Raw genomic sequence first — 13,893 nt, 5'->3', positions numbered from 1 at the left:
CACGAAATTCTTTCTTTGGGTAGATAGATTATAATTTTTATCACTTGTTAAGCGATATTTACATATCTTATGAAAACAATAAGATAAATAATCAAGAAGGATGGTCATGATACCATTTACAGACGAAGAGTTGATGATGCCGGTAAAGAATGTTATAGACAAAGTTCGTCCGTCTTTGGCACTTGATGGTGGAGATATAGAGTTTTTGACAGTTAAAAACTCAAAGGTTTATATACAGCTAAGAGGTGCATGTGTGGGATGTGCTAGCAGTGGAACTACATTGAAATATGGCGTAGAAAGACAGCTAAAGATGGATATACACCCAGATATTACAGTTATAAATGTGCCTTTAGGTATGGAAAACGATATAGATAACTTATAAAAATACACAGGGGGAGAATATGGCAATAAGTAAACATAAAATATTATCACAAGCTAAAGATAGTTTCTCCAGATCAGACTATAAAAATGCGTTGGAGAAGTTTGCCGCGGTACTACAAAATTTTCCTCACTCAAAAGAGGCATATAACGGTGTCATTCTTGCCGAGATGGCACTAAGCGGAGAGGGTGGAGCAGAAGCCCTTTTTGATTACTATGAGATACTAAAAGAGCAAGACAAAGAGCAAGCTGATGTTATCATAGGGGATATCCTTCAAAATATGGATGGCTCGATGGAGAAGCTCGGCGAAGTATTTGCGCAGCCTATTCGTGACAGAATAGAGCTTGAAGATGGTATTTTATACAAAGATTTCAAAGCTTTAATAGATGCAGGAGAGAGCTTCAAGGAGACTTTTGAAAATATTATGTTCTCGACTCGGGTTATAATTACCCAAAAAGAGGACTTTATTGACTTTTTGGACAATCTTATAGAGCATGGTTTTGCGGAAATGGCACTTACTTATTTAGAAAATGCCCTGAGTGTTTATCCAAGTGATGAACTGCTTAAAAAATTACTTAAAAAATTGGCAAAGGGCAAAAAAATTGAAAATTGAGCTGCCCGAAGAAGCGTTTAGATATATAACCGAAAGTTCGCAGGAGTGTGATAAGGAGACTGCATTTGTATTAACCGCCCAAAATGAGAAGTATCTACAAAATGCAAAAGATAACGGTGCTCATTCTATTATAAATATAAAAGATATAGCAAAACTTTTTGGAGTAGATAAGATAAAAATTGTCGGAATAACCGGAACCAACGGCAAGACGACAACTGCAAGCGCTATATACTCATTTTTGTTGGATTTAGGATACAAGAGTGCAATGCAAGGGACTCGCGGCTTTTTTATGAACGATGAGCTTGTTGAGGGGAAAAGTTTAACGACCCCCTCTGTTTTAAATACATATAAGCATATATATCAGGCTGTTATGGCAGGCTGTGAATTTTTTATTATGGAAGTCAGTTCACATGCAATTGCTCAAAAAAGAGTAGAGGGGCTTGACTTTGAGCTTAAAATTTTAACAAATATTACACAAGATCATCTGGATTATCATAAAACCATCGGGGAATACATAGCGGTTAAAAACAGCTTTTTTCAAGATGATGGCAAAAAACTTATAAATAAAGATGAGCCAAAAGCGTCGTTTAATTTTAAAAATACATTTACTTACGGAATAGAAAATTCTGCAACATACAGATTGATTGCATATTCACTAAATAACGCAACAAGCGGAATTATTCAAAATATAAAAGATGTAGTTCCTTTTACCGCCTCTTTACATGGATTTTTCAATCTCTATAACCTCTTAGCCGCAATTGCGGCAACACATATTTTAACCGGGAAAAAGCTTGAAGATGTTTGTGAGGTTGTTGATAATTTTGCTGGAGTTAGCGGGCGAATGGAGCAGGTAAGTGAAGTTCCAAATGTAATAGTTGATTTTGCTCATACGCCAGATGGGATGCAGCAGGTTTTAAATGCGCTTAAAGAGAAAGAACTTCTGGTTGTTTTTGGTGCGGGCGGAGACAGAGACAAAACAAAAAGACCTTTGATGGGAAAGGTCGCTGCTAGTTTGGCTAAGAAACTCTACATAACGAGTGATAATCCAAGAAATGAAGATCCTCAGGATATCGTAAATGATATCTTAGAGGGGATAGAAGATAGAAGCATTGTGAGCGTTGAGTTAAACAGAAGAAAAGCGATTGAGATGGCGATTAAAGAGCAACAAAAGGATGAAGTGGTTGTAATTCTCGGGAAAGGGGATGAGTCTTTTCAAATTATCTATGATGAAAAATTTCCTTTTGACGACAGGGAAGTTGTTAGAGAGATATTGAAAAAATAATAATATAGATCTTAATCGCTTAAACTTCTTTATGTGCGTTATTATTTATAGGATTATTTTTGATATAATTGCGAAAAATTTTAATAAGGGTAGTATTTATGGGAATTCCTCAGCCGGCATTTTATATATTTAAGTGCGAGCAATCAGCTCCTCCTGGTATGCCAAAACCTTCATGTGTCACGCCTGAAACACAAGACCTTTTTCAGCATCTGGCACAAAAACTAATGAAAGAGGGTATAATGGGAACAGTTCAGCCTATACGAACGTCATGCTTAAATCGTTGCACGGCAGGTCCTGTTATGCTTGTTGAGCCTGGACATTTTATGTATGCGGCTCTTAATAAAGAGAAGATAGATAAAATCATAGAAGAGCATATCATCGGCGGCAAAGTCGTTGAAGAGTATCTTATAAGTTCTGATATGTGGGATGAACCTATTTCGCCATGCGAAATGAAAAAACAGATGGGAATGTAAAATGACGATAGAAATGCTCTACAGCAAAATTCATCGTGCTACGGTAACTGATGCTAATCTTAACTATGTTGGCTCAATCACTGTAGATGAGGAGCTTTTAGAAGCTTCAAAGATGAGAGTTGGACAAAAAGTTGAAATACTAAACATCAATAATGGTGAGAGATTTTCAACATATATTATTTTAGGTGAACGTGGAAAGAGAGATGTCTGTTTAAACGGGGCAGCTGCTAGAAAAGTTCACAAAGGTGATAAAATCATTATAGTTGCATACGCTACATATAATGAAAGCGAACTGTTAAACTATAAACCCAAAGTTGTTTTAGTAAACGAAAACAACGACATCGAAGAAATTTTAGAAGAGATATAAATATGTTTGGAAATTTAGGCGATATGAGTAAGATGCTTGAGGGAATGCAGGAAAATGCAAAAAAGCTTCAAGCTGAGCTAGCGTCTAAAATTTTCAAGGTCAAAAGCGGTGGCGGTATGGTTGAAATTGCCATCAACGGAAAGGGAGAAGTTGTGGATATAAATATTGACGATTCACTTCTTAGCGATAAAGATTCGCTGCAAATTCTACTAATCGGTGCAATAAACGATGCTAATAAAATGGTAGAAGCCAATAGGCAAAATAGTGCCTTAGGTATGCTTGGCACAATGGGTGGCGTAAATCCATTTGGGGCAAAGTAAGTGTTTAGGCTATTTTTAGCATTAAACCTTCTTTTTTTAAATCTTTATGCATGTAAAGGCGGTATTGACTCTTGCAGGCAAAAAACAGTTGATTCAAGAGCAATTGTAGAAAATTCACTCCATATTCCTCTGCAAAATAATCAAAAAATCATTTTTTCCACAACTCAGCCAAATGCAAAAATTATCAAATATGACCCATATCTTTCTCTTTACCTTATAGAGGTTAGAAAAAATTTCAAATACCCTTTTAGAGTTAATACGAATCAATCTTTGGGAACTTTTGGTGTTGATAACAACACTGTAATTGAGGGAAAAATTATAAAAAAACAGGTTGGACTAAATAGTTTTGCAACATTTAGCGAGCCGCTTAGTGCGCCTAGTCTGCTGCTAAACAGCTGTTGCGCGCTGGAAGGAATTGTAACCCCGCGCGGGATAATTGAAAAAGAGTATATTGAACATTTTTTAAAAAGCAAAAAAGTAGCCTATGGAGATTTCGGTATTAGAGTCAAAGATGTCGGCTGTTCAGTTACTATCAGTAGCTCTAACCCTTTTTTTAAAGATAATTTATTTAAAAAAGACGATATAGTTTTGGAGCTAGATGGTAAAAAAGTTAAAGATAGTGCCATGTTTATGAGAGAGGTGCTCTTTAGCGAAATCAACTCCGTTCACAGCGTAAAAATAAAACGAAAAAATGAGCTGCTTACTTTAAGTGTAAAAACTCAAAACAGAGCGGGTGGCGGATATCTCAGCGATACGTTTTTAGAGCTTTTAGGAATATCTTTTGATAAAAATTTATTTATTATTAGGATAGAGAAAAAAGCCGAGCATTATGGACTCAAACTAGGAGACAGGCTATTGCAGGTCAACAAAAAAGATGTAAAGAATGAAGAGGAGATATTAGAGATGATAGACAATCCTAAAAAGAGTGCATATCTTCTTTTTGAAAGAGAGCATTTTCAGTTCTTTGTGAAAGTAAATTAGGTAAAATTTCATATGCACAACTTTGAGAATTTTTTATTAAATCATTTACCAACGTCAAAAAGCATACATCCGACTTATGAAGAAGCAGTTCAAAAAATGCTCCTTGCGGGTGGCAAGAGATTTCGTCCTGCACTTCTGCTTGGGGTGGTAAATGCTTACAATCCGCTTTTAATAGGCGGAGCATATCATGCGGCATACGCGATAGAACTTTTGCATACATACTCTCTTATCCATGATGATTTGCCTATAATGGACAACTCGCCGCTTCGCAGAGGAGAGCCTACCTTGCATGTGCTTTTTGATGAGGTAACTGCAATTTTGGCAGGCGATGCTCTCAACACCTACTCTTTTGAAATTTTAAGTGATGCTCCCTTCTCAGACTCCACGAGAGTTGCACTTATAAGAGAGTTGGCGGTTAATGGCGGACTTAACGGAATGGTTTTGGGTCAAGCGATTGACTGCTATTTTGAAAACAGACCTCTGAGTATAGAGGATGTGAGAGTTTTACATACAAATAAGACAGCAAAACTTATCGCCGCTTCACTTAAGATGGGTGCAATTATTGTCGGTCAGGAAGAGCTAGCAGATGCTCTTTATGATTTTGGCATAAAACTTGGACTTCTATTTCAGATTCAAGATGATATTTTAGATGTAACACAAAGTTCACATGAGGCAGGTAAATTAACAAATAACGATGAATCAAAAAATAGCTTTGTTACACTTCTTGGGCTGGATGAGGCGCTACAAGAAGCAGATGAGCTAGCTCAAATACTTGCAAAAGAGATGAGTGGTTTTGATGAGAAATTAAAAAATGAACTCTCTTCGCTTCTTACACACTATATAAACAGACATAAACAAACTTAACTTTGCTTCTTTAAAGAGGGCAAGCATCAGTGCCAAAGCGGCTAGCAGAGATGGCGGAAGAACTTCTGACATCGTTTAAAAAATTTAATAAAGGCGATAAAATTATGAGTAATGCAATGCGTAAAAAAATGGCAGATAGTATAAGATTTTTAGCAGCAGATATGGTTCAGCGTGCCAATTCAGGACACCCAGGCGCACCGATGGGGCTTGCTGATATCGCAGTTATATTGAGTGAGCATTTAAATCACAATCCTAAAAACCCATCTTGGCTAAATCGTGACAGACTTGTTTTCTCAGGCGGACATGCAACAGGACTTATCTACTCGCTTTATTATCTTTGGGGATACGGACTTGAAATAGATGACCTTAAAAACTTTCGCCAACTAGACTCAAAAACTCCGGGACATCCTGAGTATGGGCATACTAAAGGTATAGAGATTACTACAGGGCCGCTTGGACAAGGTATTGCAAATGCAGTTGGTTTTGCAATGGCTTCAAAATTTATGGGTGCACAGGTAAATTCAGACAGTGCAAAAGTCATAGATCACAAGGTTTACTGTTTATGCGGCGATGGTGACTTGGAAGAGGGCATTAGTTATGAGGCTTGTTCAATTGCCGGACACAACAAGCTTGATAATCTTATTCTTATCTATGATTCAAACCGCATCACGATTGAAGGCTCAACCGATTTGAGCATAAGTGAAAATATTCGTCTTCGTTTTGAAGCGCAAGGTTGGGACGCTTTAGAGTGTGATGGCCATAACTATGATGAGATTAACACTGCAATTACGACTGCAAAAGGGAATAAGAAGCCGACTATTATTATCGCTCATACAACGATTGCAAAGTGTGCTGGTAAACTTGAAGGTTCTCATCACTCCCACGGTGCTCCTCTTGGAAGTGAGGTAATTGCAGAGGCTAAAGCGGCAGCAGGATTTGATGCGACAAAAAGTTTCCATGTAGATGAAGATGTAATGGCTCGCTTTAGATGTGCAATAGAAAATGGTGATTTAGTTGAGCGTGAGTGGCTTCATAGTCTTAAAACTCTTCCGTTAATGGAACAAAATGAGACTTTAGAGGCTCTGCAAAATCCAGATTTTTCAAGAATTACTTGGCCAACTTTTGATAAGGCTGATGCAACAAGAAACACAAACGGAAAAATTTTAAATGCTATCGCAAAAGCACTTCCTAATTTTTTAGGTGGTTCGGCAGATTTAAGTCCTTCAAACAAAACAGAGCTTATTGACATGGGCGTTTATCCAAAAGGCAGAAATATCTACTTCGGTATTCGTGAACATGCAATGGCTTCAATAACTAACGCTATTGCTCTTTATGGTCCGCTAATGCCTTTTAGTGCTACATTTTTTGTATTTTCAGACTACTTAAAACCTGCTGCAAGAATTGCAGCTCTTTCGGGGATTCAACACTTTTTTGTTTGGACACATGATAGTATCGGTGTAGGCGAAGATGGACCGACTCATCAACCTATAGAGCACTTAAGCCAATTTCGTGCACTTCCAAACTTTTATGTTTGGAGACCTGCTGATGGTGGAGAAAATATAGAGGCGTGGAAAATAGCTCTAGAGATGAAAAGCTCTCCATCAGCTTTTGTCTGTTCACGCCAAAACCTCTCAATATTACCATCAGCAGTGAAAGGGAGTGCGGCTAAAGGTGGATACCTTCTAGCTACTGACGAAAATGCTACTATAACCTTAATGGCTTCAGGCTCAGAGGTAGAACTTGCTCTTAAAGTAAAAGAAGCACTTAATGCAAAAGGTGTTAAAGCAGATGTTATCTCAGTCCCATGTTATGACCTTTTTATTGAGCAAGACAAAGCATATATTAATTCGATTATTAAACAAGATACTAAAAAAGTAGCCATTGAAGCAGCGCGTGGCTTAGAATGGTACAGATTTGCAGATGAAGTAATCGGCATGGATACTTTCGGTGCTTCTGCTCCTGCTGATAAGTTGTTTGCTAAATTTGGTTTTTCGGTAGATGGCATCATGGCAAAAATCATATAATTTCTTACAGGCAAGCAGCCTGTAAGAAAAATATTTCAAAAATAAATCTTCTCTTTTTTACTCTTTAAGCTTCTTTTATGACTTATAAATCTCTTTAGAGTTTCAATACCTTCTACTAGCAATATATAAAAAAACGATAAATAATAAATTTAATTAAAATTAATATTTATTTTATATTTAAAAAAGTATAATTTAACAAACTTAGTTAAAAAGGAGTTAAAAAATGAAGTTATTGTTACTATTAGTTGTTAGTATTACACTCTGTTTTGCAGCAGTAGATATTAATAAGGCTGATAAAGCTGAATTGATGAGCATAAAAGGTGTTGGCGAAGCTAAAGCAGATGCAATCTTAGAGTATAGAAAAAAACATGACTGTTTTGAAAATGTTGATGAGCTAAAAGAGGTTAAAGGCTTTGGTAAGAAGTTTTTAGAGAAAAATAGAGATAATGTTACAGCAAACGGCTGTAAAAAATAGCAATCTTTAAATCTGCATGAAGAATTATTTTACATGTGGATTTAAAAAACAACCAGAGCCATAAGGTTTTTTGGAGTAGTGTTTTTTGCCATGCTCCACAATTAAAGCGTGAAACTCTTGGTAGGCAATAAGAAGCTTTTTTTTATCTTTTATAGAGGCTCCTAGAGAGTTCTGTATTAGAAATTTTATCTCGGTATATTTTGCCTTATCATTCACAAAGCCTAAGTGAACAAGTATTCTTTTTGTGTAAGCATCAACCTTAAGCTCAGGTTGATTATATCCGTATAAAAGTATTGAATCTGCCGTCTCCTCGCCGATGCCTATAACATTTAAAAGCTCTTCTCTTGTAGGAGTAGCGCCATAGAGATTTTTGTAAAATGCTATAAATTCTAAAATGTATCTCGCTTTTTGGTTATAGTAGCCAGAGGGTTTTATAGCCTCTTTAAATTCATTAATCTCCATCTTCTCTATGGTATAAACATTTAGGGCATTTTTTGCTTGCAAGTTTTCAAGCGATTTTATGACAGAAACAAATGTCGTATTTTGAGTAAGAATTGAGCCTAGACATACCTCAAATATTTCATCGTGATTTCTTGGAAAATTATAATCTTGTTTATGATAACCATAACCGAGTATAGGCCACCAACCCTGTGGTCCATAATTTTTATACAATATTTTGTAAATCTTATATATTTCATTCATAGGTATGTCAGCACCTTTATAGCCGCAAAAATAATACCCAAAAATATAACCGAGGAGATAAAAACAAGCGCGGTAGCAACTTTAGGTTTGCAATCATACAAAGAGGTAAGGTTTACGTTAGCTATAGCAAGAGGCATCATAAGTTCCATAAAAATTATCCCTTTTATCATGGAGTCAAGCTCTATATTATAAAGAATTAAAAATGAGATGCCGGGCAGAAAGAGAAATTTTATACTCATAACCCAAATAACAAGCCTCTTGCTTATCTCATGTATCTTCGTGCCGTGTAGGAAGATACCAAAGAGAAATAGCTGCATAACTATAGAAGTGTAAGCTCCCATCATAAGCATATTTATAATATTTTCACTTGGTCTGTAGCCATACATGCTAAGCGTTATCGCCACTGCCGCTGCCCAGAGAATAGGGAGCTTAAGTATGTTTTTTAACGACGTTTTAACGTCAAATTTTCCTCTTGAGTAGTAGTAAACACCGATGGTATAGACAATTAAAATATTCATAAGATTTATAACGGTTGTGTAGGGAATGGACTCTTCGCCAAAGATGGCGATGTTTAGCGGTATGCCGAGGTTTCCTGTATTTCCGATTATTGCCGCAACGGCTGCGATGGAGTACTCTTTTTGCTCAAGAAAGAATTTTCGTGCAGCAAAAGCGGAGATAATAAGAACCACAATGACGATAAGGAGATAAATCGAGGGTGCAAAAAGAAGCGTAACATCAACCGGACGAACTAGAAGACCCCAAAAAGTTAGAAAAACCTGCAAGAAATATACATTTATAAGCGTTATGGTTTTATCATCAATAGCATCTTTGAAGCTCATTTTTGCTCCAAAACCGATAACAATAAATATGTAAATAGTTAAAACTGAAAATAGTATTGCACTCATAGAATGATTATAGCAAATAGTGTATAATTTCGCACCAAAAAAAGGTACTAACATATGCAGACAATAGAAGAGATAAACACTATAATAAAAGAAAATTCAGCAGTTATGCTATATTTTTCAGCGCCGGCGTGTAATGTGTGTCATGCGCTAAAACCTAAACTTTTAGAAGCGATTGAGAGTAATTTTAAGGAGTTTAAAATACTAAGCATTGATATCTCAATAGAGCAGGAGATAGCAGCGCACTATAGTGTTTTTGCCATTCCAACCATCTTGATTTTTCTGGGCGGTAGAGAGTTCTTGAGAAAGTCGCGCAATATGAGTGTGGGCGAGGTTATCAGAGAGATAAAACGCCCTTATGAAATAATGATGAGTTAACCTACTGCATAAAGGCGATAAGCGAAGCAGTAACCGCAACATTTAAAGATTCAACGCCTCTGTTCATCGGTATGTTTATAGAGTCATTGCAGAGTTTTTCAACCTCCTTTGAGACTCCCTCACTCTCATTTCCTAGAACAAATATGGATTTGTCACTTTTTTTCAAATCATAGATGCTGTTTTTAGCGTGAGATGAGAGGAGATAGATTTTTGCATCATGTAACTCTTTTAAAACTTCATCGAGCGTATCGCAGTAGTAGATGGGGAGTTTAAAAAGCGTTCCCGCACTCGCTTTTATAACAAGCGGAGAGATTTTTGCACTATTTTTTTTAGGAAGTATGATGCCATCAACATATCCAGCTGCACATGAACGGATAATCATTCCGAGGTTTTGAGGGTTTTGGACGCCATCGAGTGCAAGAAGTTTGAATCTTTTGAGATTTTTTATTTCGTTTGCGCTTTGGTAGGAGTTTGCTATGATGTCAATCGCCACACCTTGGTCCTGCTTAGCATTTTTGCTTATGCGGCTAAGGGCATTTTTATCATGGTAAGTCACTTGAATATCTCTTTTTTTTGCAAGCAAGAGGATACTCTCTACCGCACCGTCGGGTTTGTTGGAGTTTGACATATGAAGTTTATGAATTTCTATACTCTCATCTTGTAAAACTTCTATAACGACATTTCTTCCATAAAGTGTGATTATCTTTTCGAAGTATGCTTTTTTGTTTTTATACTCTTGTGAATCTTGCAAAATGAACCTTTTGTTGTATATGCGAAATTTTACACTATTTTTCTGTTTTATTCTATCTGGGCGAAAAAATAGATAGTTAGTAAAAGAGTGCTATACTTAAAAAAAGAAGATTAGACGTTAAAGATTTACAAGAAGAGAAAAAAGTATAACCTAATCTTATAAAAAAGGAAGGTGGCAAGATGAAGACAGATGCAGATATAAAATCCTTACTTCTTAAGTTTAAACAAAATTTTCAAAAGTATATAAAAAAAGATAATAAATCGATCTGCGGCGATAGCGATTTCTGCTCTATAGATAGCCAAAAAAGTAGTCATAAAGATACTATGGTTACTCAGTACACTTGTCCCATGCATCCTGAAATCATTCAAGATCATCCGGGTTCCTGCCCAATATGCGGGATGGCGCTAGAGCCTATGAATGCAAAAGTTGAAGAAAAAAATGAAGAGCTTATAGATATGAGCCGCCGCTTTTGGATTAGTGCCATACTTGCTACTCCTCTATTTATTTTAGCGATGAGTGTTGATATGATGCCATCACTTCTGAGAGAGTCACTAAGCATGAAGTCGATTGGTTATATAGAGTTTTTTTTAGCTACTCCTGTTGTGCTGTGGGGTGGTTGGCCCTTTTTTGTCAAAGGATATAACTCGCTTAAAACAATGAACTTAAATATGTTTACTCTAATCGCGCTGGGTGTTTTAGTTGCATGGCTTTATAGCATAATCGCTCTTTTTTTACCGCATATATTTCCTCCCTCCATGCAAATCGATGGCATGGTTCATCTATATTTTGAAGCTTCGGCAGTTATTACGACACTGGTTCTTTTGGGTCAGGTTCTTGAACTTCGTGCCCGCTCTCAAACCAATGCAGCTATTAAATTACTGCTAGAGCTTGCTCCAAACAAAGCACGGATTGTTCGTGATGATGGAAGTGAAGAGGATATACCTATAGAGCATTTGAGAGTTGGAGATATTTTACGTATTCGCCCAGGCGAAAAAGTGCCGCTTGATGGAGTGGTTATCGAGGGCAGAAGCAATGTTGATGAGTCTATGGTTACAGGCGAACCCGTTGCCGTCTCCAAATTTGCCGGCGAGAGAGTTATCGGTGCTACTCTTAATGCAAATGGGACTCTTCTTATGAGAGCAGAAAAAATCGGTTCCCAAACACTGCTCGCACAAATCATAGAGATGGTATCACAAGCACAACGCTCCCGCGCGCCTATTCAAAGATTGACTGATGAGGTATCAAGTTATTTTGTTCCCGCTGTAGTTGCTATTGCTTTTATAACATTTGTCGTTTGGTGGCTCTTTGGACCGGAACCAAAGTTGGCGTATGCAGTTGTGGGAGCCGTCTCTGTTTTAATTATTGCATGTCCATGTGCACTCGGTCTTGCTACGCCTATCTCTATAATGGTATCAACAGGGAGAGGCGCTATGGCGGGAGTGTTGATAAAAAATGCGCAAGCCTTGGAAACCATGGAGAAGGTAGATACTTTAGTAGTAGATAAAACCGGTACGCTAACAGAGGGAAAACCTAAGCTCGTTTCACTGTATGCACAAGAGGAATTTAGCGAAGAGGAGATGCTTCGCCTAGCTGCAAGCTTAGAACTTGCAAGTGAACATCCCTTAGCAGATGCAATTATTAAAGGCGCAAAAGGAAGAAGTATAGAGTTTGCTAAAGCAAGCGAGGTTGAGACTCTAAACGGGATGGGTATTGTAGGCAATGTAGATGGTCATAAAATAGCAGTCGGAAATATAAAATTATTAGAGAGCTTAAATATACAGAGTGATAAACTCTCACACAAAGCAGATGTTGAGCGAAATGACGGCAAGATTGTGATGCTAGTTGCGATTGATTCAAAGGCAGCAGGCTTTATTGGCGTTGAAGACCCTATAAAGTCCTCTAGCGTAAAAGCCATCCAAAATTTGCATGAAGAGGGTATTTGGGTTGTAATGATTACGGGCGACAACCGCAAAACAGCAGAGATTGTAGCAAAAAAATTAGGCATTGATGAGGTTCATGCAGAGGTACTGCCTCAAGAAAAAGCCAATATTATTAAAGAGCTTCAAGCAAAGGGTCATATTGTAGCAATGGCAGGTGATGGTATAAATGATGCTCCCGCACTAGCAATCTCCAATGTAGGTATTGCTATGGGAACAGGTACGGATATTGCTATGCACAGTGCAGAGATTACTTTAGTAAAGGGCGATTTACGCGGTATTGTTAGAGCCAGAGTCTTAAGCAGAGCAACGATGCGAAATATTAGACAAAACCTGTTTTTTGCCTTTTTTTACAACTCTGTGGGAATTCCTATTGCAGCAGGAGTCCTATATCCGTTTCTAGGGATACTACTCTCCCCGATGATAGCCGCAGCAGCAATGAGTTTTAGCTCAGTTTCGGTTATTGCAAACTCACTTAGATTAAAGAAGATAAAACTGTAGATTTTTATGAGTCTATAATAGTATAAACTATCTCTGTTTTGTTTTTTACGACTTTAATCTCTTTGATGCTTAATCCCTCTATCTCAAGTGTCATGAACTCTTTCATTGAGTTTATGCCCTTTTGCGCAACGGCTCTAAGAACTAAGCCTCTGTACGCCTTTGCCCAGTGGCTTACAACTTTTTCATCTTTTAAAAACTTTAGAGTCGTATGTGGTTTTTTGATTTCGTAAAATTTCTCATAATAACCTGCACGTAAATCTAAAATATCACAACTATTTAGATATAAATCAAGTTGATATGAAAATCTCTCCTTGTAAAACTTATCGGGAATAAATTTTCCTATATTATTTCCCTGTTTTACTTTATAGTTAGCAATTATATCGCCGCCTAAAAGTGGACCGTAAAGATTTGAGAAGATGATGGTATTTGATTTTAGATACTCTTTTTGGCCACTATCAAGAGAGTTAAAATTAAGATATTCGTAAGCAACCCCATTATATCGCTCAATCGCACACATCAGAGGTAAATTGAAGATGTCATCTATATATGGTTTGCAATCACTAAATTTTTTAAATCCAAAAAGCTCTTTTATAGCATCTTCATTAGCGCTATTGACAATAGTGTTGTATTCATTTAGTATGCTCTCTCTTGCACCGCTTGAAGCAAAAAGTTCTTTTTTTGACTCTTTTCCTCCGGTTTTTTTGCCCTCGGCGGGTGAAAATAATATTTTTAGCATCTAAACAGAACCTCTTTAATATGAATAAAACTAGTAATATGTGGGCAAATAATAGCCAATTTTACCTAAAGAGTTAGGTATGATAGATTTTTAGTAAAAAACTCTTGACATTGAAAATATATTGCACTATAATTCTGGCTCAAATTCGATGCCGACATAGCTCAGTTGGCTAGAGCAGCTGATTTGTAATCAGCAGGCCCGGGGTTCA

At 37.0% G+C, this 13,893-nt stretch carries 16 protein-coding genes; 12 read left to right on the top strand and 4 right to left on the bottom strand.

Features of this window, described 5'->3' with window-relative positions:
* Positions 1-106 precede the first annotated feature (106 nt).
* The 10 genes from M0Q17_RS07910 to M0Q17_RS07865 all read left to right on the top strand — a co-directional run bounded on the left by M0Q17_RS07910 (position 107) and on the right by M0Q17_RS07865 (position 7,778).
* Positions 107-382: a NifU family protein gene (locus tag M0Q17_RS07910; RefSeq protein WP_295085583.1), complete on the top strand. Its 276-nt coding sequence runs from the start codon at positions 107-109 to the stop codon at positions 380-382.
* A 19-nt stretch (positions 383-401) separates the two neighbouring features.
* The gene (locus M0Q17_RS07905; protein ID WP_295085580.1) at positions 402-992 is read left to right on the top strand and encodes a hypothetical protein; all 591 of its coding nucleotides are present in this window, start codon (positions 402-404) and stop codon (positions 990-992) included.
* On the top strand, positions 982-2,274 hold the full coding sequence (locus tag M0Q17_RS07900) for a UDP-N-acetylmuramoyl-L-alanyl-D-glutamate--2,6-diaminopimelate ligase (protein ID WP_295085577.1): 1,293 nt from the start codon (positions 982-984) through the stop codon (positions 2,272-2,274). Before M0Q17_RS07905 ends, M0Q17_RS07900 begins: the two co-directional genes overlap by 11 nt.
* A gap of 98 nt (positions 2,275-2,372) precedes the next feature.
* A complete protein-coding gene (locus M0Q17_RS07895; protein WP_295085574.1) occupies positions 2,373-2,747 on the top strand; it encodes a (2Fe-2S) ferredoxin domain-containing protein in 375 nt (124 codons plus the stop codon).
* 1 nt (position 2,748) lies between these two features.
* Positions 2,749-3,114: an aspartate 1-decarboxylase gene (gene panD, locus M0Q17_RS07890; RefSeq protein ID WP_295085572.1), complete on the top strand. Its 366-nt coding sequence runs from the start codon at positions 2,749-2,751 to the stop codon at positions 3,112-3,114.
* Between the two features lie 2 nt (positions 3,115-3,116).
* On the top strand, positions 3,117-3,434 hold the full coding sequence (locus M0Q17_RS07885; RefSeq protein WP_295085569.1) for a YbaB/EbfC family nucleoid-associated protein: 318 nt from the start codon (positions 3,117-3,119) through the stop codon (positions 3,432-3,434).
* Positions 3,435-4,415, top strand: coding sequence for a PDZ domain-containing protein (locus M0Q17_RS07880; RefSeq protein ID WP_295085566.1), 981 nt, complete (start codon positions 3,435-3,437; stop codon positions 4,413-4,415).
* Between the two features lie 12 nt (positions 4,416-4,427).
* Positions 4,428-5,279 carry a polyprenyl synthetase family protein gene (locus tag M0Q17_RS07875; RefSeq protein ID WP_295085564.1) on the top strand — a complete coding sequence of 284 codons (852 nt, stop codon included), beginning with the start codon at positions 4,428-4,430 and terminating at the stop codon, positions 5,277-5,279.
* 104 nt (positions 5,280-5,383) lie between these two features.
* Positions 5,384-7,303: a transketolase gene (gene tkt, locus M0Q17_RS07870; RefSeq protein WP_295085561.1), complete on the top strand. Its 1,920-nt coding sequence runs from the start codon at positions 5,384-5,386 to the stop codon at positions 7,301-7,303.
* 223 nt (positions 7,304-7,526) lie between these two features.
* Positions 7,527-7,778, top strand: coding sequence for a helix-hairpin-helix domain-containing protein (locus M0Q17_RS07865; protein WP_295085558.1), 252 nt, complete (start codon positions 7,527-7,529; stop codon positions 7,776-7,778).
* Positions 7,779-7,802: 24 nt separating this feature from the next.
* Here M0Q17_RS07865 and M0Q17_RS07860 read toward each other — a convergent pair whose 3' ends face one another.
* Both M0Q17_RS07860 and M0Q17_RS07855 read right to left on the bottom strand, forming a co-directional pair.
* Positions 7,803-8,480 carry an endonuclease III domain-containing protein gene (locus M0Q17_RS07860; protein ID WP_295085555.1) on the bottom strand — a complete coding sequence of 226 codons (678 nt, stop codon included), beginning with the start codon at positions 8,478-8,480 and terminating at the stop codon, positions 7,803-7,805.
* Positions 8,477-9,385, bottom strand: a complete 909-nt coding sequence (locus tag M0Q17_RS07855) for an AEC family transporter (protein ID WP_295085552.1) — start codon at positions 9,383-9,385, stop codon at positions 8,477-8,479. The genes M0Q17_RS07860 and M0Q17_RS07855 overlap by 4 nt, the downstream gene beginning before the upstream one ends.
* A gap of 54 nt (positions 9,386-9,439) precedes the next feature.
* On the opposite strand from M0Q17_RS07855, the gene M0Q17_RS07850 reads away from it, so the two are divergent.
* A complete protein-coding gene (locus M0Q17_RS07850) occupies positions 9,440-9,760 on the top strand; it encodes a thioredoxin family protein (RefSeq protein ID WP_295085549.1) in 321 nt (106 codons plus the stop codon).
* A 1-nt stretch (position 9,761) separates the two neighbouring features.
* On the opposite strand, the gene M0Q17_RS07845 is transcribed toward M0Q17_RS07850, so the two are convergent.
* Entirely contained in the window at positions 9,762-10,511 is a 750-nt protein-coding gene (locus M0Q17_RS07845) for an RNA methyltransferase (protein ID WP_295085546.1), read from the bottom strand.
* A 179-nt stretch (positions 10,512-10,690) separates the two neighbouring features.
* Here M0Q17_RS07845 and M0Q17_RS07840 point away from each other — a divergent pair, with 179 nt between their 5' ends.
* Complete coding sequence (locus tag M0Q17_RS07840) at positions 10,691-12,949, top strand: copper-translocating P-type ATPase (RefSeq protein ID WP_366835185.1); 2,259 nt, start codon at positions 10,691-10,693, stop codon at positions 12,947-12,949.
* Positions 12,950-12,953: 4 nt separating this feature from the next.
* Here the strand turns inward: M0Q17_RS07840 and M0Q17_RS07835 are convergent, their stop codons facing one another.
* Positions 12,954-13,685, bottom strand: a complete 732-nt coding sequence (locus M0Q17_RS07835) for a YaaA family protein (protein ID WP_295085543.1) — start codon at positions 13,683-13,685, stop codon at positions 12,954-12,956.
* Positions 13,686-13,893 lie beyond the last annotated feature (208 nt).

It is taken from the genome of Sulfurimonas sp. (genome assembly GCF_023229105.1).
Taxonomy (GTDB): domain Bacteria; phylum Campylobacterota; class Campylobacteria; order Campylobacterales; family Sulfurimonadaceae; genus Sulfurimonas.
The sequence above is the reverse complement of the archived record's forward strand: the minus strand, read 5'-3'. Positions and strand labels throughout refer to the sequence as shown.

Bases quoted from the DNA above. Each gene is read 5' to 3' on its own strand.
- M0Q17_RS07910 (WP_295085583.1), top strand. From the start codon at position 107: ATGATACCATTTACAGACGAAGAGTTGATGATGCCGGTAAAGAATGTT.
- M0Q17_RS07905 (WP_295085580.1), top strand. From the start codon at position 402: ATGGCAATAAGTAAACATAAAATATTATCACAAGCTAAAGATAGTTTC.
- M0Q17_RS07895 (WP_295085574.1), top strand. From the start codon at position 2,373: ATGGGAATTCCTCAGCCGGCATTTTATATATTTAAGTGCGAGCAATCA.
- panD (WP_295085572.1), top strand. From the start codon at position 2,749: ATGACGATAGAAATGCTCTACAGCAAAATTCATCGTGCTACGGTAACT.
- M0Q17_RS07885 (WP_295085569.1), top strand. From the start codon at position 3,117: ATGTTTGGAAATTTAGGCGATATGAGTAAGATGCTTGAGGGAATGCAG.
- M0Q17_RS07875 (WP_295085564.1), top strand. From the start codon at position 4,428: ATGCACAACTTTGAGAATTTTTTATTAAATCATTTACCAACGTCAAAA.
- tkt (WP_295085561.1), top strand. From the start codon at position 5,384: ATGAGTAATGCAATGCGTAAAAAAATGGCAGATAGTATAAGATTTTTA.
- M0Q17_RS07865 (WP_295085558.1), top strand. From the start codon at position 7,527: ATGAAGTTATTGTTACTATTAGTTGTTAGTATTACACTCTGTTTTGCA.
- M0Q17_RS07860 (WP_295085555.1), bottom strand. From the start codon at position 8,480: ATGAATGAAATATATAAGATTTACAAAATATTGTATAAAAATTATGGA.
- M0Q17_RS07855 (WP_295085552.1), bottom strand. From the start codon at position 9,385: ATGAGTGCAATACTATTTTCAGTTTTAACTATTTACATATTTATTGTT.
- M0Q17_RS07850 (WP_295085549.1), top strand. From the start codon at position 9,440: ATGCAGACAATAGAAGAGATAAACACTATAATAAAAGAAAATTCAGCA.
- M0Q17_RS07840 (WP_366835185.1), top strand. From the start codon at position 10,691: ATGAAGACAGATGCAGATATAAAATCCTTACTTCTTAAGTTTAAACAA.
- M0Q17_RS07835 (WP_295085543.1), bottom strand. From the start codon at position 13,685: ATGCTAAAAATATTATTTTCACCCGCCGAGGGCAAAAAAACCGGAGGA.